Below are 23,015 nucleotides of genomic sequence, written 5' to 3' on the forward strand. Positions count from 1 at the left end.
AACAAAAGCATGTGACATTGTTGTCACATGCCTGCAATATCGACGAATTCATTCCTTTTTGGAAAGGTTAAGGTAAAAGTGGTTCCTTCTCCAAGTCGCGAGTCGACAGCAATAGTAATTAATAACGGCTTGGCGATTCTTGACGTTAAATATAACCCCATACCTGTTGCAGCCTGATCAAGGTGAGATGTAGTTGAGGTAAAGCCCTTGTCAAAAATGCGCGACAGGTCTTTAGGGTCGATGCCGCGCCCAAAATCGGTCACGTCAAGAACATTTCGGCCATTTTTATGATAGCTTTTAATGAGTATGTCGGAAGAATCACTGTATTTCACCGCATTTGTCAACAACTGCCTAAGCATAAAGGCGAGCCACTTGGCATCTGTTAATACTGTTGCAACCTCCAAATCAACTTCAAAGCCTAATCCTTTTTGCATGCACCACGACTGTAACATTTTAATTTCCTTAAAAAGTAAGGTCTTTAGGTCAGTTTCTTCTATATATAAATCATTTTCCATAAAAGGAATACGCCTTTGGTGAAGCTGTTGGTCTAAGAGCAGGTGAATCCTCAGCCACTCGTGGTTTAACTGGGCGCGAGTCTTTTCATTGTCTAGACGGTCAATCATTAAATGCATCGCAGTTAACGGTGTCTTGACTTCATGGATCCAGGCTAACAATTCATCCTTCTCCTGTTCTAACATCAGTAGATTTTCCGTTGCCTCTTTTTTTAGTAATACGCTTTGGTTCACGATGCTTTGTTCGACCATTTTCTCAAACGGACTCTCAGGTTCTGCTATAGTAGTTAAATCTAGATTGTTTTCCCATTCCGCTAAACTTTTATAAAATCTTGTTTCCTTATGATAGCGAAAAATCAAAAACATAGAAAAAACAAGCATTGACAGGAAAATAATATAGAAGAGCGGCATTAGGGGAATCGCCGAATCCAGATATGAGACAAATAGAATTAGTATTTGAATGACGAAAAAGAGACAGATCCAGCTGCGCCTTTCAATTAAATAATCTCTAATCATAATTATTTTCCTCTTCGATCGCGATGTAACCTTGCCCAACCTTCGTTTCGATAAAACGTCCTAATCCAAGCTCGTCCAATCGCTTTCGCAGTCGATTGACATTGACTGTTAAAGTATTGTCACTGACAAAGCGCTCATCCTCCCAAAGACTTTTAATTAAGTCCTCGCGACTGACAATCCTATTTTTTTGCTCAATCAGCTTTTTTAAGATAAACGTTTCGTTTTTTGTAAGTTCAACTGTTCCAGAGGTATGGCTGACCGTGTTTTTTTCATAATCTACTGTGGCACCACACCATGTTTTAAGGGTGATCTGTTCGGTATTGTAATTATAAACACGCCTTAGTGTGGCCTGTATTTTGGCAATCAGCACATCAAAATGGAATGGTTTTTGAATAAAGTCATCTGCACCAAGCTGCATTGACATCACCATATCGGTCGGATGGTCTCGTGAAGACAAAAATAGAATAGGCACATTCGAATGGGAGCGGATCATTCTGCACCAATGGAAGCCATCAAATTTTGGCAATTGAATATCAATTAAGACTAAATCAGGTTTTACCGCTGAAAATTCCTCCATGACCTTGTTGTAATCGGTAATCCCGTAAACATCATAAGACCATCCAGTCAGACGTTCTTTTATTTCATTAAATAATGTTGCATCATCTTCTACTAATAAGATCTTAAACAAGGAGTTCACCACACTTTTTTACATATCATTAAATAATTGTATAATATGAGCATCTCTTTCTCCACAATACTCATTATATTTTCATCTTTCCTTAAAAGGTGGTTGACATCGATTAAGTATAATAGTAATATAGTAATCCTGATGAGGGGAATCAATGAAATTAATTATTCCTAAAAAAATAATTTTATCATCAGTTGACATGAATGATTGGTTATGATAATATTTATTCTTGTCACCTCGCGAAAAAATATTATTTCAAAATAGTATTTGACATCGTGGCGACGAAATGATATAGTAATAAAGTTGCTTCTAAACGAAGTAACGAATTGTTCTTTGAAAACTAAACAAACAAAAACGTCAACAAACAATATTTTTTAGTTTCAATATAGATGAAACTAAGCCAACGTAACAAATGAGCTAATCAACTTTCTTGGAGAGTTTGATCCTGGCTCAGGACGAACGCTGGCGGCGTGCCTAATACATGCAAGTCGAGCGGATCTTTGGGAGCTTGCTCCCTAGGGTGAGCGGCGGACGGGTGAGTAACACGTGGGCAACCTGCCTGTAAGACTGGGATAACACCGGGAAACCGGTGCTAATACCGGATAATCCATTTCCTCTCATGAGGAAATGCTGAAAGACGGTTTCGGCTGTCACTTACAGATGGGCCCGCGGCGCATTAGCTAGTTGGTGAGGTAACGGCTCACCAAGGCGACGATGCGTAGCCGACCTGAGAGGGTGATCGGCCACACTGGGACTGAGACACGGCCCAGACTCCTACGGGAGGCAGCAGTAGGGAATCTTCCACAATGGACGAAAGTCTGATGGAGCAACGCCGCGTGAGCGATGAAGGCCTTCGGGTCGTAAAGCTCTGTTGTTAGGGAAGAACAAGTACCGGAGTAACTGCCGGTACCTTGACGGTACCTAACCAGAAAGCCACGGCTAACTACGTGCCAGCAGCCGCGGTAATACGTAGGTGGCAAGCGTTGTCCGGAATTATTGGGCGTAAAGCGCGCGCAGGCGGTCCTTTAAGTCTGATGTGAAAGCCCACGGCTCAACCGTGGAGGGTCATTGGAAACTGGGGGACTTGAGTGCAGAAGAGGAAAGCGGAATTCCACGTGTAGCGGTGAAATGCGTAGAGATGTGGAGGAACACCAGTGGCGAAGGCGGCTTTCTGGTCTGTAACTGACGCTGAGGCGCGAAAGCGTGGGGAGCAAACAGGATTAGATACCCTGGTAGTCCACGCCGTAAACGATGAGTGCTAAGTGTTAGGGGGTTTCCGCCCCTTAGTGCTGCAGCTAACGCATTAAGCACTCCGCCTGGGGAGTACGGCCGCAAGGCTGAAACTCAAAGGAATTGACGGGGGCCCGCACAAGCGGTGGAGCATGTGGTTTAATTCGAAGCAACGCGAAGAACCTTACCAGGTCTTGACATCCTCTGACACTCCTAGAGATAGGACGTTCCCCTTCGGGGGACAGAGTGACAGGTGGTGCATGGTTGTCGTCAGCTCGTGTCGTGAGATGTTGGGTTAAGTCCCGCAACGAGCGCAACCCTTGATCTTAGTTGCCAGCATTCAGTTGGGCACTCTAAGGTGACTGCCGGTGACAAACCGGAGGAAGGTGGGGATGACGTCAAATCATCATGCCCCTTATGACCTGGGCTACACACGTGCTACAATGGATGGTACAAAGGGCTGCAAGACCGCGAGGTTTAGCCAATCCCATAAAACCATTCTCAGTTCGGATTGTAGGCTGCAACTCGCCTACATGAAGCCGGAATCGCTAGTAATCGCGGATCAGCATGCCGCGGTGAATACGTTCCCGGGCCTTGTACACACCGCCCGTCACACCACGAGAGTTTGTAACACCCGAAGTCGGTGGGGTAACCGTAAGGAGCCAGCCGCCTAAGGTGGGACAGATGATTGGGGTGAAGTCGTAACAAGGTAGCCGTATCGGAAGGTGCGGCTGGATCACCTCCTTTCTAAGGATAATTCAGTTCCTTTGAACTGATAATAAGGTTGACGTTTCTTGTTTGTTTAGTTTTGAGAGTGCAATTCTCTCAAAGCTTTTTTAATCGTTCTTTGAAAACTAGATAATCGTAAGAAGAAGCAAAGTAAACATCGAGTAATCGCCATTTTAGTTTTTCTCTCTTATATAAAGTAAGAGTTATAAACCTTTTAGGTTAAGTTAGAAAGGGCGCACGGTGAATGCCTTGGCACTAGGAGCCGATGAAGGACGGGACTAACACCGATATGCTTCGGGGAGCTGTAAGTAAGCTTTGATCCGGAGATTTCCGAATGGGGGAACCCACTGTTCGTAATGGAACAGTATCTTTACCTGAATACATAGGGTATAGAAGGCATACCCGGGGAACTGAAACATCTAAGTACCCGGAGGAAGAGAAAGCAAACGCGATTCCCTGAGTAGCGGCGAGCGAAACGGGACATAGCCCAAACCAAGAGGCTTGCCTCTTGGGGTTGTAGGACACTCAACATGGAGTTACAAAGGAACGGGGTAAATGAAGCGACCTGGAAAGGTCAGCCAGAGAAGGTAAAAGCCCTGTAGTTGAAACTTCGTTCCCTCCTGAGTGGATCCTGAGTACGGCCGGACACGAGAAATCCGGTCGGAAGCAGGGAGGACCATCTCCCAAGGCTAAATACTCCCTAGTGACCGATAGTGAACCAGTACCGTGAGGGAAAGGTGAAAAGCACCCCGGAAGGGGAGTGAAATAGTTCCTGAAACCGTGTGCCTACAAGTAGTCAGAGCCCGTTTATGGGTGATGGCGTGCCTTTTGTAGAATGAACCGGCGAGTTACGATTACATGCAAGGTTAAGTTGAAGAGACGGAGCCGCAGCGAAAGCGAGTCTGAATAGGGCGAATTTAGTATGTAGTCGTAGACCCGAAACCAGGTGATCTACCCATGTCCAGGGTGAAGTCCAGGTAACACTGGATGGAGGCCCGAACCCACGCACGTTGAAAAGTGCGGGGATGAGGTGTGGGTAGCGGAGAAATTCCAATCGAACTTGGAGATAGCTGGTTCTCTCCGAAATAGCTTTAGGGCTAGCCTCACGTAGTAAGAGTCTTGGAGGTAGAGCACTGTTTGGACTAGGGGCCCTCATCGGGTTACCGAATTCAGACAAACTCCGAATGCCAAAGACTTATCCGTGGGAGTCAGACTGCGAGTGATAAGATCCGTAGTCAAAAGGGAAACAGCCCAGACCACCAGCTAAGGTCCCAAAGTATACGTTAAGTGGAAAAGGATGTGGAGTTGCTTAGACAACCAGGATGTTGGCTTAGAAGCAGCCACCATTTAAAGAGTGCGTAATAGCTCACTGGTCGAGTGACTCTGCGCCGAAAATGTACCGGGGCTAAACGTATCACCGAAGCTGTGGATTGACACCGTTGGTGTCAGTGGTAGGAGAGCGTTCTAAGGGCGTTGAAGCTAGACCGTAAGGACTGGTGGAGCGCTTAGAAGTGAGAATGCCGGTATGAGTAGCGAAAGATGAGTGAGAATCTCATCCACCGAATGCCTAAGGTTTCCTGAGGAAGGCTCGTCCGCTCAGGGTTAGTCGGGACCTAAGCCGAGGCCGAAAGGCGTAGGCGATGGACAACAGGTTGATATTCCTGTACCACCTCTTTATCGTTTGAGTGATGGGGGGACGCAGGAGGATAGGGTAAGCGCACTGTTGGATATGTGCGTGTAAGCAGTTAGAGCGAGAAGTAGGAAAATCCGCTTCTCACAACGCTTGAGCTGTGATGCCGAGGGAAATATAGTACCGAAGTTCCTGATTCCACACTGCCAAGAAAAGCCTCTAGCGAGATAAAAGGTGCCCGTACCGCAAACCGACACAGGTAGGCGAGGAGAGAATCCTAAGGTGAGCGAGAGAACTCTCGTTAAGGAACTCGGCAAAATGACCCCGTAACTTCGGGAGAAGGGGTGCTCTTTAGGGTTCATAGCCCTGAAGAGCCGCAGTGAATAGGCCCAGGCGACTGTTTAGCAAAAACACAGGTCTCTGCGAAGCCGCAAGGCGAAGTATAGGGGCTGACGCCTGCCCGGTGCTGGAAGGTTAAGAGGAGGGGTTAGCCTTAAAAGCGAAGCTCTGAATCGAAGCCCCAGTAAACGGCGGCCGTAACTATAACGGTCCTAAGGTAGCGAAATTCCTTGTCGGGTAAGTTCCGACCCGCACGAAAGGCGTAACGATCTGGGCACTGTCTCAACGAGAGACTCGGTGAAATTATAGTACCTGTGAAGATGCAGGTTACCCGCGACAGGACGGAAAGACCCCGTGGAGCTTTACTGTAGCCTGATATTGAATTTTGGTACAGCTTGTACAGGATAGGTAGGAGCCTGAGAAACCGGAGCGCTAGCTTCGGTGGAGGCGTCGGTGGGATACTACCCTGGCTGTATTGAAATTCTAACCCGCACCCCTTATCGGGGTGGGAGACAGTGTCAGGTGGGCAGTTTGACTGGGGCGGTCGCCTCCTAAAGAGTAACGGAGGCGCCCAAAGGTTCCCTCAGAATGGTTGGAAATCATTCGTAGAGTGTAAAGGCACAAGGGAGCTTGACTGCGAGACCTACAAGTCGAGCAGGGACGAAAGTCGGGCTTAGTGATCCGGTGGTTCCGCATGGAAGGGCCATCGCTCAACGGATAAAAGCTACCCCGGGGATAACAGGCTTATCTCCCCCAAGAGTCCACATCGACGGGGAGGTTTGGCACCTCGATGTCGGCTCATCGCATCCTGGGGCTGTAGTCGGTCCCAAGGGTTGGGCTGTTCGCCCATTAAAGCGGTACGCGAGCTGGGTTCAGAACGTCGTGAGACAGTTCGGTCCCTATCCGTCGTGGGCGCAGGAAATTTGAGAGGAGCTGTCCTTAGTACGAGAGGACCGGGATGGACGCACCGCTGGTGTACCAGTTGTTCTGCCAAGGGCATCGCTGGGTAGCTATGTGCGGACGGGATAAGTGCTGAAAGCATCTAAGCATGAAGCCCCCCTCAAGATGAGATTTCCCATAGCTCTAAGCTAGTAAGAACCCTGAAAGATGATCAGGTTGATAGGTCAGAGGTGGAAGCGTGGCGACACGTGGAGCTGACTGATACTAATCGTTCGAGGACTTATCCTAATAGAAAAGCGGAAGCGGCCGGTTAGCAACGTATGGCCTGGAGGGCTTTGACTGAGATAAAGGAAACACGAAGAGCGTTAGCGATTCGATGTTGACTTATCGTAGGGAAAAGACCGAAGGACACTAGTTGCTGGACGCTGGAGCTAGACAAATTTTAAAAGCGAACTTGATTTTTACAAACTTCTTCTGCATTATCTAGTTTTGAGAGAACGATCTCTCAATTAAATTAGTCTGGTAACAATGGCGAGAAGGTCACACCCGTTCCCATACCGAACACGGAAGTTAAGCTTCTCAGCGCCGATAGTAGTTGGGGCATGCGCCCCTGTGAGAGTAGGACGTTGCCAGGCTAAGCCCCTTTGGGGCTATTATTTTGCCAAAATTTACTTTGGCCCCTTGGTCAAGCGGTTAAGACACCGCCCTTTCACGGCGGTAACACGGGTTCGAATCCCGTAGGGGTCACCATATTTTCATTAATGTAAGACTTTGCGCCCGTAGCTCAATTGGATAGAGCGTCTGACTACGGATCAGAAGGTTGTGGATTCGACTTCTTCCGGGCGCGCCATTATTTTCGGGAAGTAGCTCAGCTTGGTAGAGCACTTGGTTTGGGACCAAGGGGTCGCAGGTTCGAATCCTGTCTTCCCGACCAGTCGTAGGTTATTCAAAATTATATGTATTTTGGCGGTGTAGCTCAGCTGGCTAGAGCGTTCGGTTCATACCCGAAAGGTCGGGGGTTCGACTCCCTTCGCCGCTACCAATGAAGTTTTTTTAAAAAAATGGAGGAATACCCAAGTTTGGCTGAAGGGATCGGTCTTGAAAACCGACAGGCGGGTCAAACCGCGCGGGGGTTCGAATCCCTCTTCCTCCTCCATATTTTATTATTATTATCGCGGGGTGGAGCAGTCTGGTAGCTCGTCGGGCTCATAACCCGAAGGTCGCAGGTTCAAATCCTGTCCCCGCAATATGGTCCGGTAGTTCAGTTGGTTAGAATGCCTGCCTGTCACGCAGGAGGTCGCGGGTTCGAGTCCCGTCCGGACCGCCATTTTTTTCCTAGTAGGCAACTACTATTAAGATATAGATTACGGCGGTTGTGGCGAAGTGGTTAACGCACCTGATTGTGGTTCAGGCATTCGTGGGTTCGATTCCCATCAGCCGCCCCATATTTCAAATTATTGTTGGGCTATAGCCAAGCGGTAAGGCATCGCACTTTGACTGCGACATGCGTTGGTTCAAATCCAGCTAGCCCAGCCAATTTCATATCCTTTTATTATGCGGGTGTAGTTTAGTGGTAAAACCTCAGCCTTCCAAGCTGATGTTGTGAGTTCGATTCTCATCACCCGCTCCATTATATGGGCCTATAGCTCAGCTGGTTAGAGCGCACGCCTGATAAGCGTGAGGTCGATGGTTCGAGTCCATTTAGGCCCATTATAAATAGAGGTGTCTGACCCCGATACGATGAGGTATCGGTGGTTAGACACCTTTTCGCTGTATAACCGTATCCTTTTGCTTATTTACTCGACTCCTTCATTACTTCCACATAAAACTTAATCGCATTGATGTAGTTTTCAATGCTGATATGTTCATTTGTCCCATGCATTCTGTTTAAATCTTCAGGGGTAATTTGAACAGGTAGGAATCGATAGGTGTTTTTCGAAATACTATCATAATGCTTTGCGTCAGAACCGGCAAACATGAGGTAAGGAGCAACAACTGCATTACCATATACATTTCTAGCTGCCTGCTGTATCGACGTAAATTGCCAGCCATTTGTGGAGGAGACCTTTGAAGCTTCACTGCCGTTGACTGTTACTTTAATATCCTTATCATCAATCGTATCCTCAATGAATCTTTTTACATCTGCTAAGGAATCCCCGGGCATAAGGCGAAGGTTAATAATGGCCGTTGCCTTTTCAGGTAAAGCATTATATTGCTCGCCAGCTTGAAAAATAGTTGGGGCGATGGTGGTACGAATCAATGCTGCAGTTGCTGGCTTTCCTAATAAAATTTTTTCAATGGCAGGCTCAAAAATGGCTTTATTGGCAAAAACATACTTCATCGGAAAACTCATTTCTGGTGCAACAAATTCAAATAGATCTTCACCAGGCCCTCTCAGGTCGCCAGTAAACTGGGTATCTTCTAATTTCGCGATCGCACTGGAAATTCGGCCAATATTGGTGTGATCCTTCGGTTGGGAGGAGTGACCGCCGCTACCTTCAATCGTTAATTCCGCAGTTGCCGAGCCCTTTTCGGAAATACCGACAACACCCACTGGCTGATCAACGCCAGGAACCATGTCTTCGATAATCGCTCCACCTTCGTCTAACACGTAGTCAAAGGTGATTCCTCTATCCTCAAGAGTAGTAACGATTTTGTTCGCGCCCTCGTCACCGCCTATTTCTTCATCAAATCCGAACATGAAGTAGAGATCTCGTTCCGGTTGGAAGCCTTCCGCAAGTAAATAATCGACGGCTTGTAAGATGCCGATAACGCCAATTTTATCATCCAAGGTCCCACGGCCCCATATCTTGCCGCCTACAACGGTTCCACTGAAAGGATCCTGCTCCCACTTCGTTTCTGTGCCTTTTAAAACAGGGACAACGTCGTAGTGGCTTGTCAGACCGACTGGGTTTTTACTAGAATCGGAACCTTTCCATTTATAGACAAGTGCATATTTATTTACCTTTTCAAACTCTAGTTGTTGATGAACCGCGGGATAGCTTTCCCGTAAAAAGGCAATAAATTCATCAAATTGGTTAAAGTCAAACTTACTTCGGTCTTGATAGGATACGGTTTTGAAGGTGACGGCTTTTGATAGATGCTCCACAGCCTTCGCTTCATCAATGGCCACATTTGTTGGATCCGGTGCGGGTTGTTTCGATTTTACCGTCATTGTGTTGAAACCGGTTACAATAATAAAGAGAAGAAGTAAACCACTTAGAACAAGTAACATCAGTTTTCGTTTTTTCAAAAAAATCCCCCCCATTTCTCCCTTTGCTTTCCTATTATAACAATTTTTGAAATAGTGGGATAACTCTTTAAAAATAAAAGCACGAACAATTTTGGAACTGTTCGCGCCTTTCGATATTAAACTAATGTTACGTCCTTCTCCAAAAGTCCCACCTTGATAAGTCCGTTTAGAATCCCATCATGTGAAGAGGAGGTGGTGATGACATCCGCCGCCGCTTTTGCCTCTGGAACCGCATTGCCCATTGCGACACCTGTCCCTACCATGGTAAGCATTTCCAAGTCATTTAACCCATCGCCAAAAGCAAAGCTGTTTTCTTTTTTTATATCTAAAATCTCTAACATTTTTTGAATTCCGACTGCCTTGGAAGCGCCTTTAGGAAGGATATCATAGGCATTGGCATCCCATTTAATAAAACTGAAATCAGGGAAATGGTCAAAATACATCTGCGCATTTTGCGGCCCGCAGTAAAGATGCCCTTGAAAAATAGGCAACTGTTTAAAATATTCTTCGTCCACTTCAGGATATGGGAGCATCAAGGAATCAAACCCGCCCTCGATAAACGGATGGTTGCTTTTACTCACCTTATAATCAAGGTGACTACAGTAGGCCATCCCGTGACCATTGCTGGCAGTCATCATCGAAAGGGTTTCCAATCGATCTCGGTCAATCGGATTGGCGTAAATTTCTTGCCCATCAAATACCACGTACTGCCCATTCATCGCTACATAAGAATCAATATTTAATTCCTTTTGAATCCAGTAGAACATTTTGGGTGCGCGGCCTGTAGCAATAACGGTATGAATCCCTTGTTCCTGGAGCAAGTGAACGGCCTTTTTCGTAGAAGCAGGAATTTTCTTCTCTTCATTTAATAATGTTCCATCAATATCAAAAAACACAATTGGTTTTTTCATGTCAATACACCTCCGGTAAAATACAACACCATCGTTACGCTCAGGTAACGGACCCAGATCACGCCGATTACGTGTTGTATTGTTCTTACCTAACAAGCATATTTTATGAAACGCGTTTCAGGTCAAGGGTTATGAGGGAAGTTTTTTCGGGCGAGGGAGTGGAAAGGCTCCATTACTATCGGATAAGGCCCCCCATACTGTCGAAAGCCCTATTTTAAACCGTCCGCCGCTCAATTAAGGTAACGGGAATTTCTTGATAGGTGGCCTGACAATCAACCATTCCCTGTAAAAAAAGTTTCCGTCCCATCTCCACAAGCGGAATTTCAATCGTCGTGATGTTCATCATTTTGGCGATGGGCTGGTTATTAAAACCGATGAGGGCAAGGTCACCTGGTACTGAAATGTCTTGTTGCTGCGCACAGGTGACTATACCGGCTGCTACCTCATCACTAGTGATGAGCAGAGCGGTAGGGGGATCGTCCATTTGTTTGATCTGTGAAATGACCCGTTCCCCGTCTTCAAAGTAAAGGCATTCATCAAAAATATAAGCAGGTTCATATGGCAGCTGATAATCTTTAATAAAATCCTTATAGGCCATTCCTCTGAATTTACTATTTGATCCTGTTTTACGACCAATACTATAGCCGATTTTTCGATGTCCCTTTTGATATAAGTATTCTAATGCAAAAATAAAGGTCTTGTAGTGGTCAACATAGGTGGAGGATACGTTTTTCCCCCTGGTATCTTCACATAAAACAATCGGGCCATAGGGCATAAATTCTTCAACCGTGGACCAGCTGCAGATTCTCGAACAAATAATTAACGCATCGATTTGCTTTTGTTTCAGCATTTTTAATGCATCAAACTCTTTCGCCTCTTCGTAATTGCTCTGAAATAAAACCAGTTTATAGTTATTTTCCAATGCCTCAATCGCCATTCCTTTCAGTAACAAAGCGAAATAGGGATGATCGATATAGGGTACCACCACTCCGACAAGAAATGTTTTTCCCATACTCAAATGGATGGCATTAATATTTGGCTGATAATTACTCTCCCGAATAGCGGCTAAAACTGCATTCCTTTTTTCTTCACTTACATATGGATGGTTATTCATCACCCGTGACACCGTTGAAACAGAAACGCCGGCCATCTTGGCTAACTCTCTAATATTTGTCATTTGATTGATCACCTTTTTACTAAGGTTGGTTACATTGATTATAGTACATAAAGTAATGAAGGAAAAAGAAAGCTGACCCAAACTATCCGAAATGAAGGATAGTTGAATCAGCTTTTTCAACAATTACTTTAAATCTTCAATTGAGTCAATGTCCATGTAGGCTGGAACAACTAGGCCAAGCTTTGTACCTGTAAGGTTTTCACCGAGGTCTTCAAACTTACCTTTGTACTTATTATAGTAGTCCTCATGGGTGGAAGGTAACCAGGCAGCTACGATGGCATCCAAGCTTCCATCAGCTACCCCAGTCCACATTGGACCGGCTTCTACCTGAAGAAGTTTCACTTTATAGCCTAGATCAGTTAATACCTTTCCAACCACATTCGTGCTGGCAATTTCACTATCCCATGCAACATAGCCAAGAGTAATTTTGTCACCTGAGACTTTGTCCGCATCTTTTGTCCATTCGGCCACTTTGTCTGCATTCTCCTCTACCCATTTAGCGGCAGCATCTTCTGGCTTTTCACCCGCTTGGATGGCACTCATCACAACTGCCATATCGTCCGGAGTCCAATTGAATTGATCTAGTACTTTATGGGATTCAGGAAGATCGTCCTTTAAGCCATTTCTTGCGATTGTATTAATTGTTTCTTCTTTTCCATAAACCCCTTTTGGATCATCTAAGTATTTTAAATCAAATTTAGCGAACATCCAATGTGGTGTCCAGCCGGTGATAATGATGGGTTCTTTTTTAGCATAGGCTTTTTTCAATGCAGCTGTCATGGCAGCACCTGAGCCTTCAACCACTTTCCAGTCATCTAAACCATACGCATCGACCACTTTGGCAGTGGCCTTCATGAGACCGGCACCAGGATCAATCCCAATGATTTTGTAATCAACGCTATCGCCAACAGATGCCGTACCTTTTTCGTCTTTGCCTTCATTGCTGCTGGTTTTATCTGACCCGCAGGCTGCAAGTCCTATTATCATTAATCCTGTAAGTAACATAACTAACCATTTTTTCATCATTAAGCAGCTCCTCCTTGTTTTTTGCTTTTTCCAATATTCTGAGTTACACGATCTAGAATAATGGCGATTACCACAATTGCTAAGCCGGCCTCAAACCCTTTACCGATTTGTATTTGGGTAACGGCGCGGTATACATCGGCACCTAATCCGGGAGCACCGACCATTGATGCGATAACGACCATAGATAGTGCAAGCATAATACTTTGATTGATGCCAGCCATGATAGTAGGCATTGCCAGTGGCAGCTGCACCTTGAGTAAGCGCTGGGCTGTGGTTGATCCAAAGGCTTCTGTTGCTTCGATAATATCCGCTGGTACTTGTTGAATACCGAGAATGGTTAGTCGGATCGTCGGTGGCATCGCAAAAATAACGGAAGCGACAACACCTGGAACCACTCCTATATTAAAAAAGAAAATAGCTGGGATAAGGTAGACAAAGGCTGGCATGGTTTGCATAAAATCCAGCACCGGAGTCACGATTTGTTTGACCATTTGCTTCTGGGAGGCCCAAATTCCTAATGGTATTCCTAATACAATGGAGATGAAAACAGCGGTTAACACCAGTGCTAATGTCTCAAGCATTGGTTCCCAATAGCCTAGATTGGCAATAAGGAATAAACCAATGAATGTAAAAAGTGCAATTCCTTTATTCGAAACTTTCCAGGCAAGCAACGTTAAGAGAATCATAAATAAATAGGAAGGAATGTAGCCAAACCCTGAAACCATTCCATCGACAACGGATTGAAGGACAGAAGTAATTCCATCAAAGGCGAATTCAAGGTTTACGGTTAGCCAGTTAACAAGAACATCAACCCAATCTGCTATTGGAATTTTTGGGAACCATTGTTCCATGTGATCTTCACCTCCTTATTTATGTTGTTGTCGGCTGCTACCTCTGCCTTTGCTTGTTCCAAATTTTCATCGGCATGATGATTGCCGGCGAGTGCCCCAATCACTGCACCTCTGACGAGAATGCCAAGTAATCGTCTTTTTTCATCGACTACTGCTACTGGAATGGAGGCAGTTGAAACTTTTTCAAATAAATCAGTCAGCAGCGTACTTGGTAGAACAGTTGGAACGTCTGACTGTAAAATGGTCATTAAACTTTCGTTTCGATCGATTGCCTCTTTTGCCTCGGAAGCTGTTATTGCCCCGAGCAAGGTTTTTTTACGATCAACGACATATATACTCGAAATCCCTAAATCCCTCATCATTTGCAGGGCAACCCGTGGGCCTTTTTCAACAGAGATAGCTTCTGCCCGTTTCATTACATGACCTGCCGTTAATACTTTAGACAAGTCAACATCTTCTACGAATCTCTCAACATAGTCGTTTGATGGGTTCATGAGGATCTCTTCAGGAGTTCCGATTTGAACAATGGAGCCATCCTTCATCAATGCGATTCGGTCGCCGATTCGAAGGGCTTCATCTAAATCGTGAGTAATAAACACAATTGTTTTTTTCATGGCAGACTGAAGTTCAAGGAGTTCATCCTGCATGTCTTTTCGGATAAGAGGATCTAGCGCACTAAATGCCTCATCCATTAGTAAGATGTCGGCATCATTAGCTAAAGCTCTCGCTAATCCAACCCGTTGTTGCATACCACCGCTTAGTTGCTTCGGAAATTGGTGCTCATACCCCTCTAGTCCTACTAGTTTTAATGCCTCCATTGCTTTGCCGACGCGTGTTTCCTTTGCTATTCCTTGCACTTCTAAGCCGTACTCCGTATTTTCTAAAATGGTTCTGTGGGGGAGAAGGGCAAATTTTTGAAACACCATACTCATTTTTTTGCGTCGTACTTCTCTTAGCTGTTCTTTATTCATCCTTACAATATCGATGCCATCGATCAATACCTGGCCAGCCGAGGGATCAATCAGCCGATTGAGCATCCTGACTAACGTGGATTTTCCACTGCCGGACAGCCCCATTATGACAAAAATCTCGCCAGCTTCCACATCAAAGGTCGCTTGATTAACACCTACGGTTGCACCGGTTTTCTTTAAAATGTTTTGTTTCGATTCGCCCTCCTGTAAGAGCTGAATGGCCTTTTTTGATTTTCCAAAGATCTTTGTGACGTTTTGCACGCTGATCTTTTTATGAGAATTGTTCATGTATTCACCTCGATTTAAATTCTTAACAGCGGTACCATTTAATTGTAGTTTTATTGGATATATAGGGCAAAGTTGGTAATTGGGCATATTCTGCCGTAAAGAACGTACAGAAAAAACTGTACATACTGAATCACGATTATTCTTACAATTGCTCATGAATGCTCCCAAATCCCCTTTAAGTGCATCCTTTACTTTTGAAAAAATCATGATATCTTTAGTAAGTACATGTAGATAAAATGGATGTGAAATTGTTATGAATGGTGAAGAAAAATTGGAGCATGCCCGCGAGCGGGTGATTGAGGCCATTTCTCAAAATATGAACTTATACGGTGTGACCGAGTCAATTGGACGATTGTACGGGGCTTTATATTTCCAAGAGGATCCTTTGACGCTGGATGAAATGAAAGAAGAACTTGGAATGAGTAAAACGAGTATGAGCACCTCGGTTCGAAGCCTGTTAGAGTTAAAAATGGTTGGCAAGGTTTGGAAAAAAGGGGTGAGGAAGGATTTGTACCAGGCTGAGCCTGATTGGTATCAAACCTTCATTGATTTCTTTTCAATCAAATGGAGAACGGGGATCTCCATCAATGTTTCAGCAATGGAGAAATCCCTTGCCGAATTACAAACCCTTATAGATGATCAAAGCGTTGATCACCAGGTGAAAACAGAAGCAGCAAGAGACATGGAAAAGCTTACCGATGCCCTTGAATACTATGATTGGCTAAACCGCCTAGTCGACAGCTTTGAATCCAAAGAAATCTTCCAGTTTGTTCCTAAGAAAAGGTAAAAGGTGCCTGACACCATTACTACTACGAGAGTAGTACTTATGGTGTCAGGCACCTTTTTACTTAATGGCTATGCTGACTTTTAGCTTTTTTCCTTTGATTGTGGCGCTTTCCATGGCTTGTAGTACTAGTGAGCCTTTTCCATTTAGAATATCCACATAGGATAAATGGTCTTGGATTGTAATAATGCCGATATCTTCAGCGGATACTCCCGGGATTTTCGCGATGGTCCCAACAAAATCGACCGCACGAATTTTCTTCTTTTTACCGCCGTTGAAATGGAGTTTTATGATATCTTGGTTGATGCGGGCTGTTTTATTATTTCTCACCACGCGGCGGCCGCTGACCTTTTCTTCAAAGGCGGCTTTGCCACCAACCACTTCCGATCGTTTTGGGGCCTCCATTGAAGGAATCTCGAAGCCAATATATCTTTCAATGGCTTTAACGAATTTCCCTTCATAAGGTGTGGCAAATGTAATGGCCTTTCCTTTATTTCCGGCTCGTCCGGTTCTACCGGTACGATGGACATAACTTTCTTTTTCCATCGGAACGTCATAATTAATCACAAGTGTCACATTATCAATGTCAATCCCTCGTGCAGCCACATCGGTTGCTACTAGGTATCGGAAATTACCCATTTTGAACCCGTCCATCACGGCAAACCGATCTTGTTGTTCTAATCCCCCATGTAATCTTTCACATGAATAGTTGGCTGCTTCCAATTCTGCGAATACAGTTTCAACATGTTCTTTCGTATTGCAAAAAATAAGACAGCTGTCAGGGTTTTCAACGACCGTAACATCTTTAAGCAAGGCAAGTTTCTCTTCTGCTTTACTATCGATTATTCGGTGGTCAATGGTGTCCGTAGTAATGCCGGTTGCTTCAATTTCGATATGAAAGGGCTCTTTCATATATTGGTGGCAGAGGCCCTCAACATCCTTCGGCAATGTAGCGGAAAAGACCATTGTGACTCTGGTGGATGGAAGTTCTTTTATGATTGCTTCCACTTCATCTATAAAACCCATATTCAGCATTTCATCTGCTTCGTCGATAACTAGAAACTGAATCTGGCCTGAATCTAGCGTTCCTCTATCAATATGGTCGATGACACGCCCTGGTGTTCCCACGACAACATGGTTTTTTTGCTTCAATTCTTCCTTTTGCTTGGAAAAAGGTTCTTTCCCATAAACGGCCATTGCTTTAATTCGCTTGAACCTGCCAATATTCGTCAAATCCTCGCGAACTTGAACCGCAAGCTCCCTGGTAGGAGTAAGAATTAAGGCCTGTGGCCTTTTTTCTTCCCATTCTATCATTTCGCATAGTGGGATTCCGAAGGCGGCTGTCTTGCCGCTCCCAGTTTGGGATTTGACGATAAGATCGTGCTTTTCCAATGCTGGGGGAATCACTTTCTGTTGAACCTCCGTAGGTGCTTCATATTTTAACACCGCAAGCGCCCTTGCTATTTCATTGCTTAAAGGGTATTCTCCAAAACTTCCTTTACTCATATAGGAACCTCATTTTTTATATTATTCGCCTTCTCAATAGGATTTCTCTTAAAGAAAGATCATATACAAAAGCGAATAGGTTTCATTATACAGGAAAAGCCGAATCAAATCGGCTTTTATTTATTCTCCCGTTACAAAAACAATCTGTTTCTCCTTTTCCACTTCCATTGCTGATACAATATAGGCAAAGCCATTCATTAAAAAGTACATTACATTGGACTCAATCCGTTCACTTTCTCCTAGATAAGTATTTATCATAATGAAGACAGAATACAAAATAACAAAAAATAATGCGATTTTATTAAAAACAGCCATGTAAGAACAACCCCTTTGTATAGGATGCTTATTGTAATCATATTTTCTTCAAGCCGGACTTATGCAAATTGTCCGGAAATCTTCAGTCAGCCGATAAGAAAGAAAGGAGTAACAGCATGTCATTTTCCTTTGATCATTTAGTCTTTTTTGCAAACAAACCAGTGGAAGCCATTCCCCTTTTAAAACATAGAGGGGTTCATGCCATTATGGGCGGCCGTCATGAAAATTGGGGCACCTATAATTCCCTAACGTACTTTGGTCTAAGTTATATTGAATTTTTAGGGATTGAAACTTTGTCAGTAGCGGAGAAGCAGGTAGAAAATCGTCTGGTTACACATATTGTCGAGCAATTGGCAAGGAAGGGACAGGAGGGGCCTGCTAGAATAGCCATCCGTACCAATCAAATTGATCAATTAGCAATAAAGCTGAAAGCAGAGGGGTTCAAGGTTTATGGCCCGTTTCCCGGTGAACGAACTCGTGGGGATGGACAAATTATTAAGTGGTCGTTGCTTTTTCCGGAAACCACGGCGAATGAACTTCAACTGCCATTTTTTATTCAATGGGAAAAGTCAGATGAGGAGAGACTTTTAGAATTTAAGGAACAGGGATTGGTTGGATCACATCCTGCCGGAAATTTACTGTTTGAAAGTGTCGGCTTTGTTGTTCATAATCTGGAGCAAACTTTAACCAAGTGGGGAAGATTATTTGATCTTAACCAAGGGGAAGAATTTGTAGATTCGTCTATTAATGCGCGGTGCAGGAAATTAGAATTGGCTGGAACCAAGCTGTTGTTTTGTGAACCACTTGGAGAGGGAATCGCCGCAACTGTATTAAAAGAAAAAGGGGAAACCCCCTTCTTAGTAAACTTGACCGAGAATAAACAAAGCGGGATTTTTGAATGGATGAATGGATTCTGGAGATTTCAATCAAGTCTGTAAAGAAAAAATGGCGAACAGTGACACCGCACTGTTCGCCATTTTCAATACATTACGCTGCATTTGATATTTTAATTTCTGCCTTTGCAGCCTGTTCCTTTTTCCCATGTAAAAAGTAGTAGAGAATGGAAGAGACAAGAGTAACAACCCCAAGGATCACATACAGTTTACTGTAGCCTGTTACCGGGATAATGAATCCAAGTAAATAGGGTCCAAAGCCAAGTCCAGCGTCAAGGAAAATAAAAAAGGTTGAAGTGGCCAATCCCATACGATGGGGAGGAGTCAGCTTAACCGCAACGGCCTGGGTACTGGATTGGATATTACCAAAGCCAAGTCCAATAAGGGCACCGGCTATTAACAATGTAATACCTGTGTTTACAGAACTTAGAATGACCATTCCACCTGCTAATATAATAAAGGCCGGATACATAACATAGTTCGCACCCTTTACATCCATCAAGCGGCCTGTGAATGGGCGTGAAAGTAAGACAGCAATGGCATATACTAGGAAGAAAAAGCTAGCAGTACTAACTAGATTCAATTCAATTGCATAGAAATTGATATAGGATAGGACGCTTGAATAACAAAAGGCGATCACGAGAGTGACAATGGAAATTGGCAGTGCCTTTGGTTCAATAAAATGTGAAAGCTTGAAGCCTTTGTGTCCAGAGACCTGTGCGATTCCTTCTAATGCCGGCACGTAAACAAAAATGGAGGTGATAAAGCTTATAACACTTAAGGCAACTGAGAAAATAAAGATAGTTTGAAAATTTGTATGTTGAGTCATATAAAGGCCGATAAACGGACCAATGGCAGTAGACAGTGCGGCACTCATGCTGAAGTAGCCGATTCCTTCCGCTTTACGGGTTGCCGGGATAATCTGGGCTGCGATGGTTCCTGTGGCGGTACCTACTATACCGGCGGCAATACCGTGCAATAAACGGGTAATGAGTAGAACGCTGATATTCATATTTAATAAATATAAAAGGGTTGTTAAAATAAAAAACATTAGACCAATGTATAATGTTTTCTTGCGGCCAAGCGACTCAATAAAGCGTCCAGTAAAAAGCCTTCCAATTAATGATCCGATGATAAAGATTCCTGTAACAAGTCCAGCCTGACTTGTAGAAGCATGGAATTGATCAACAGCGTACTTACCAATGATTACGATTAATAAATAGAAGATGAGATTGATTAAAAAGTTGATCGTGGAAACGATGATAAAATCCTTTGTCCATAATTTAGGTCGTGTTTGATTCACTTTCATATCCCCTTATCGTGCAATGTTTTTCTGTATTTCTCCCATGATCCGGATGGCTTCGTTTTGTTCATCCTCCGAGATCCCTTTTAAACTTTCTTGTTCGAATCGGTCAATCGTTACACGGACGTCATTATATACATGCCTTCCCAACTCTGAAAGCTGCATTCTTTTTTCCCGTTTGTCTTTACCAGGAATATGCTCAACATATCCTAGTTCTTCTAAGCGGTTGATCGTTCTAGTAACGGTTGGTTTCTCGACACTCATATAATGAGATAGCTCTACAAGCGTAGTCGGGCCGATAGTAGCGAAGTAGTACAAAATGGACCACTGGGCTCTATAAAGCTGATGTTCAGCGAGATGGATATTTAACCTGTTTTCAAAGGGCCTGTAAAGCATCAATAATTGATGAAAGAATTTTTGTGAAGTCTGAATGGTAGACACCTCTTTTTTTAAAAAAATATAGTTAGTGAAAGTAATTGTTACTCAAGGTAACTAATAGAGTGTATCACATTTGTCCGTTATATATCCAGTGTATGGTAATAATTGGAATACCTAAAGCGTACAACAAAAAAACGAACAGTGATTGGCACTGTCCGCCTTAATTTTATGGGATAAAAGTATAAATTTTGACTTTGGGAAAGGTTCAGCTCAAGCGTCCAAGGCACTTCCGCTTTTCTCTTAATAATCCGTTACGGTAAGATCTCTGTCTAAAAAGGTTTCAATTAATTCACTGACTTGGTATGCCACCTGCGGGGAATCGAAGTTTTCAAAGGCATGTTCGCAGCTGTTTTTATAGCCCATGATTTCATCATAATGACTCATATGCCGCTCAATCACTTCATCACTATCTTTCCGTTCCTTTTGGCGACGGATGACGGTATCACGATTGGCATATATAAAGATTCGGACGACCCCATCCCCATACATCGTTTTTAACTTTTCCGTTCCCTCAGGGTTTAATGTCAAATAGACGTAATCATGGTTTTGAAAGGCTTCCACAATATCTTGTTCACGAATGCCATAATGAATGCCATCGATTTCGACACTTTCGAGAAATTCTTGTTGCGCTTTCATTTGTGTGAAGGATTCTTCTGTAACAAAGTGGTAGTCTTCGCCATCCTTTTCATAGTGGCGGGGAGAACGAGTGGTGTATGAAAGAACAGTTTCCATATCAAAAGCGGTAGCAACCATTTTGCTTATTGTTTTTCTGCCGGAACCATCGGGACCAGTGTACACGAAGATCTTTTCTTTTCCTTGGATATTAAACATAGAGGGCCTCCTTTTATTTTTACATACCCCTTTATCTGCGGAGACTTTTTACTAAAGGTGAAGGGTTGATACTATCATTATACAAAACGTTATCCGAATAATCTATTATTAGAAAGAAAACAGTCCCTTAGGTAAATAAAGTGAAGACGGGTACAAGGGATTTGGCGTAAAGTAAGATAAAGGAAATATCCGGACTTTTTCAAAGATATCTAGTGGATTAAATGCTTAAAATCGGAGATGAAAAGATGAGTAAGCTAGAGGAATTTATCAAAAATGAAGGAACTGCTTTTCCGGGTAAAACGTATGTAGAAGAGCTGTTAAAGCCAGTATTTAACGATCAGCGGGATTTTTTATTCCATTCGATGTTTGATATTCATCGTGCCCATGTCATCATGCTTGAAGAACAGAACATTATAAAAACCGATGAAGCAAGAGAGATGCTAAGGGGCATTAATAAAGTAGCAAAAACAGATGTGAGTCAACTATCTTATCAGCCGCAGTATGAGGACTTGTTTTTCATGATGGAGGCAAAAATTGGCGAAGAAATTGGGCCGGAATTAGCCGGCAAGATTCATATCGGCCGGAGTCGGAATGATATGGGTGTGGCCATGTACCGGTTAGTATTAAGGGAGCATTTTGTGGAGTTGCTGCAAAGTGCTTATCGGCTAAGTGATGCCCTATTAGTACAGGCGGATCAGCATACGGAAACGTATATAACTGGCTATACCCATACCCAGCCAGCCCAGCCTACTACGTTGGGACATTATTTATTGGCGATTTATGATGTCCTGCAGCGGGATATTAAACGGTTGTGGTCAGCCTATGAAACGGTCAATCAATCGCCACTAGGCGCTGCTGCTTTGACCACAACGGGTTTCCCGATTTGCCGTGCACGGACGTGTGAGCTGTTAGGATTTGATAAAATCATTGAAAACTCTTATGACTCCATTGGCGGCGCCGATTATTTATTAGAAACATCTTCGGCTTTAATGACCTGCATGGTAAACATGGGCAGATGGATTCAGGATTTCCTGCAGCATGTGACAAGAGAATTTGGTTCCTTCTATGTGGCCGATCCCTATGTGCAGGTTAGCAGTATCATGCCGCAGAAGCGAAACCCAGTTTCGATTGAACATTCGCGCTCGATCGCCAGCAGTGCTTATGGAGATGCCTTAGCTGCGATGAATATGATTCATAATACGCCTTTTGGTGATATTGTCGATACAGAGGATGATCTGCAGCCCCATTTATATCGTGCTTTTACGAATGCCAATCGGGTCATGAAATTAATGTATGCCGTGATTACGACCTTAAAAGTAAATGACGAACATACGAAGAAAATGGCGCATAAATCAAGTGTGACGATTACTGAATTAGCAGATACGTTAGCGCGTGATTATGGTATTTCCTTTAGAAAAGCACATTCCATAGCCAGTTTTATTTCAAAGAAAACAATCAGTGCCGGGAAGGAATTATATGAGTGGACTATCGATGAGATAAACGATATGATTAGCGGGTTTGTCGGCGTGGCATTAACAGAGCAGGAATGGAAAAAGGTCATTTCACCGGAGTATTTTGTGGAAATCAGGAGCATCCAAGGCGGCCCCAGCCCAAAAGAAGTCGCCCGCATGATTAGTGAGAGGAGGCAGAAGCTGGGGATTCAGATGAATGATTATGAAAGTCTTGTAGAAAAAATAGTGATTAAAAGGAAAAGGTTGGTAGATTATTCTATCTGATTTTTCTATGATGGTTATAACAGTAAAGTGAAATAAGCTTTTCATTAGCTGGATGAAGGACAAATCCCAGTGATTCCTTAAAAGATAAGTCCTTCATAGCCTTGATGAAAGACAAATCTCAGTGAATCTTTAAAAGATAAGTCCTTCATAGCCTTGATGAAGGACTAATCTCAGTGATTAATAAAAGA

General features: G+C 43.7%; 16 protein-coding genes, 11 tRNA genes and 3 rRNA genes. 17 read left to right on the top strand and 13 right to left on the bottom strand.

The genetic code is table 11. The features are described from left to right. Nucleotides 1–23: 23 nt before the first annotated feature. Together RCG19_RS12460 and RCG19_RS12465 are read right to left on the bottom strand one after the other, a co-directional pair. Nucleotides 24–1,028 carry a sensor histidine kinase gene (locus RCG19_RS12460; RefSeq protein WP_308107400.1) on the bottom strand — a complete coding sequence of 335 codons (1,005 nt, stop codon included), beginning with the start codon at nucleotides 1,026–1,028 and terminating at the stop codon, nucleotides 24–26. Beyond that, entirely contained in the window at nucleotides 1,021–1,716 is a 696-nt protein-coding gene (locus tag RCG19_RS12465; protein WP_308107401.1) for a response regulator transcription factor, read from the bottom strand. The genes RCG19_RS12460 and RCG19_RS12465 overlap by 8 nt, the downstream gene beginning before the upstream one ends. A 427-nt stretch (nucleotides 1,717–2,143) precedes the next feature. On the opposite strand from RCG19_RS12465, the gene RCG19_RS12470 reads away from it, so the two are divergent. The 14 genes from RCG19_RS12470 (at nucleotide 2,144) to RCG19_RS12535 (ending at nucleotide 8,254) form a co-directional block, all read left to right on the top strand. Beyond that, nucleotides 2,144–3,693, top strand: a 16S ribosomal RNA gene (locus tag RCG19_RS12470). Between the two features lie 199 nt (nucleotides 3,694–3,892). Next, a 23S ribosomal RNA gene (locus tag RCG19_RS12475) occupies nucleotides 3,893–6,832 on the top strand. Nucleotides 6,833–7,062: 230 nt separating this feature from the next. Next, nucleotides 7,063–7,179 (top strand): 5S ribosomal RNA (gene rrf / locus RCG19_RS12480). Together the 16S, 23S and 5S rRNA genes with 11 tRNA genes alongside form the textbook arrangement of a ribosomal RNA operon. Nucleotides 7,180–7,219: 40 nt before the next feature. Further along, nucleotides 7,220–7,294 (top strand) — tRNA-Glu (locus tag RCG19_RS12485). A gap of 23 nt (nucleotides 7,295–7,317) precedes the next feature. Continuing rightward, nucleotides 7,318–7,394 (top strand) — tRNA-Arg (locus RCG19_RS12490). A 7-nt stretch (nucleotides 7,395–7,401) separates the two neighbouring features. After that, a tRNA-Pro gene (locus tag RCG19_RS12495) sits at nucleotides 7,402–7,478 on the top strand. Between the two features lie 31 nt (nucleotides 7,479–7,509). Continuing rightward, nucleotides 7,510–7,586, top strand: a tRNA-Met gene (locus RCG19_RS12500). A 21-nt stretch (nucleotides 7,587–7,607) separates the two neighbouring features. Further along, a tRNA-Ser gene (locus tag RCG19_RS12505) sits at nucleotides 7,608–7,700 on the top strand. A gap of 17 nt (nucleotides 7,701–7,717) precedes the next feature. Continuing rightward, nucleotides 7,718–7,791: transfer RNA gene (locus RCG19_RS12510), tRNA-Met, on the top strand. Between the two features lie 3 nt (nucleotides 7,792–7,794). Next, a tRNA-Asp gene (locus tag RCG19_RS12515) sits at nucleotides 7,795–7,871 on the top strand. 42 nt (nucleotides 7,872–7,913) lie between these two features. Beyond that, nucleotides 7,914–7,989, top strand: a tRNA-His gene (locus RCG19_RS12520). Between the two features lie 16 nt (nucleotides 7,990–8,005). Continuing rightward, a tRNA-Gln gene (locus tag RCG19_RS12525) sits at nucleotides 8,006–8,080 on the top strand. A 20-nt stretch (nucleotides 8,081–8,100) separates the two neighbouring features. Continuing rightward, nucleotides 8,101–8,174, top strand: a tRNA-Gly gene (locus RCG19_RS12530). A 6-nt stretch (nucleotides 8,175–8,180) separates the two neighbouring features. Beyond that, nucleotides 8,181–8,254 (top strand) — tRNA-Ile (locus RCG19_RS12535). An 82-nt stretch (nucleotides 8,255–8,336) separates the two neighbouring features. Here the strand turns inward: RCG19_RS12535 and RCG19_RS12540 are convergent. The 6 genes from RCG19_RS12540 to RCG19_RS12565 form a co-directional block, all read right to left on the bottom strand. Next, nucleotides 8,337–9,797, bottom strand: coding sequence for a M20 family peptidase (locus RCG19_RS12540; protein WP_308107402.1), 1,461 nt, complete (start codon nucleotides 9,795–9,797; stop codon nucleotides 8,337–8,339). A gap of 116 nt (nucleotides 9,798–9,913) precedes the next feature. After that, a complete protein-coding gene (locus RCG19_RS12545; protein ID WP_308107403.1) occupies nucleotides 9,914–10,708 on the bottom strand; it encodes a Cof-type HAD-IIB family hydrolase in 795 nt (264 codons plus the stop codon). Between the two features lie 214 nt (nucleotides 10,709–10,922). After that, the gene (locus RCG19_RS12550) at nucleotides 10,923–11,885 is read right to left on the bottom strand and encodes a LacI family DNA-binding transcriptional regulator (protein WP_308107404.1); all 963 of its coding nucleotides are present in this window, start codon (nucleotides 11,883–11,885) and stop codon (nucleotides 10,923–10,925) included. A gap of 123 nt (nucleotides 11,886–12,008) precedes the next feature. Further along, on the bottom strand, nucleotides 12,009–12,908 hold the full coding sequence (locus RCG19_RS12555; protein ID WP_308110984.1) for a glycine betaine ABC transporter substrate-binding protein: 900 nt from the start codon (nucleotides 12,906–12,908) through the stop codon (nucleotides 12,009–12,011). Nucleotides 12,909–12,910: 2 nt separating this feature from the next. Then, nucleotides 12,911–13,762, bottom strand: coding sequence for an ABC transporter permease (locus RCG19_RS12560; RefSeq protein ID WP_308107405.1), 852 nt, complete (start codon nucleotides 13,760–13,762; stop codon nucleotides 12,911–12,913). After that, entirely contained in the window at nucleotides 13,732–15,021 is a 1,290-nt protein-coding gene (locus RCG19_RS12565; protein WP_308107406.1) for a quaternary amine ABC transporter ATP-binding protein, read from the bottom strand. The genes RCG19_RS12560 and RCG19_RS12565 overlap by 31 nt, the downstream gene beginning before the upstream one ends. A gap of 253 nt (nucleotides 15,022–15,274) precedes the next feature. On the opposite strand from RCG19_RS12565, the gene RCG19_RS12570 reads away from it, so the two are divergent. Continuing rightward, nucleotides 15,275–15,808, top strand: coding sequence for a choline uptake/conversion transcriptional regulator CudC (locus RCG19_RS12570; protein WP_308107407.1), 534 nt, complete (start codon nucleotides 15,275–15,277; stop codon nucleotides 15,806–15,808). 57 nt (nucleotides 15,809–15,865) lie between these two features. On the opposite strand, the gene RCG19_RS12575 is transcribed toward RCG19_RS12570, so the two are convergent. Both RCG19_RS12575 and RCG19_RS12580 read right to left on the bottom strand, forming a co-directional pair. Continuing rightward, nucleotides 15,866–17,311 (bottom strand): DEAD/DEAH box helicase, encoded by a 1,446-nt coding sequence (locus RCG19_RS12575; protein WP_308107408.1) that lies wholly within the window; start codon nucleotides 17,309–17,311, stop codon nucleotides 15,866–15,868. Between the two features lie 120 nt (nucleotides 17,312–17,431). Further along, on the bottom strand, nucleotides 17,432–17,626 hold the full coding sequence (locus RCG19_RS12580) for a hypothetical protein (RefSeq protein WP_308107409.1): 195 nt from the start codon (nucleotides 17,624–17,626) through the stop codon (nucleotides 17,432–17,434). Between the two features lie 116 nt (nucleotides 17,627–17,742). Here RCG19_RS12580 and RCG19_RS12585 point away from each other — a divergent pair, with 116 nt between their 5' ends. Further along, nucleotides 17,743–18,564, top strand: coding sequence for a VOC family protein (locus tag RCG19_RS12585; RefSeq protein ID WP_308107410.1), 822 nt, complete (start codon nucleotides 17,743–17,745; stop codon nucleotides 18,562–18,564). A 49-nt stretch (nucleotides 18,565–18,613) separates the two neighbouring features. Here RCG19_RS12585 and RCG19_RS12590 read toward each other — a convergent pair whose 3' ends face one another. The 3 genes from RCG19_RS12590 to RCG19_RS12600 form a co-directional block, all read right to left on the bottom strand. Continuing rightward, on the bottom strand, nucleotides 18,614–19,822 hold the full coding sequence (locus tag RCG19_RS12590) for an MFS transporter (protein ID WP_308107411.1): 1,209 nt from the start codon (nucleotides 19,820–19,822) through the stop codon (nucleotides 18,614–18,616). Nucleotides 19,823–19,834: 12 nt separating this feature from the next. After that, nucleotides 19,835–20,218: a MarR family winged helix-turn-helix transcriptional regulator gene (locus tag RCG19_RS12595; protein WP_308110985.1), complete on the bottom strand. Its 384-nt coding sequence runs from the start codon at nucleotides 20,216–20,218 to the stop codon at nucleotides 19,835–19,837. 282 nt (nucleotides 20,219–20,500) lie between these two features. Continuing rightward, the gene (locus RCG19_RS12600) at nucleotides 20,501–21,091 is read right to left on the bottom strand and encodes a guanylate kinase (RefSeq protein ID WP_308107412.1); all 591 of its coding nucleotides are present in this window, start codon (nucleotides 21,089–21,091) and stop codon (nucleotides 20,501–20,503) included. A 245-nt stretch (nucleotides 21,092–21,336) separates the two neighbouring features. On the opposite strand from RCG19_RS12600, the gene argH reads away from it, so the two are divergent. Continuing rightward, entirely contained in the window at nucleotides 21,337–22,827 is a 1,491-nt protein-coding gene (gene argH, locus RCG19_RS12605) for an argininosuccinate lyase (RefSeq protein ID WP_308107413.1), read from the top strand. The last annotated feature ends 188 nt before the right edge of the window (nucleotides 22,828–23,015 follow it).

The sequence above is a fragment of the Neobacillus sp. OS1-2 genome, assembly GCF_030915505.1.
Taxonomy (GTDB): Bacteria; Bacillota; Bacilli; order Bacillales; family Cytobacillaceae; genus Neobacillus.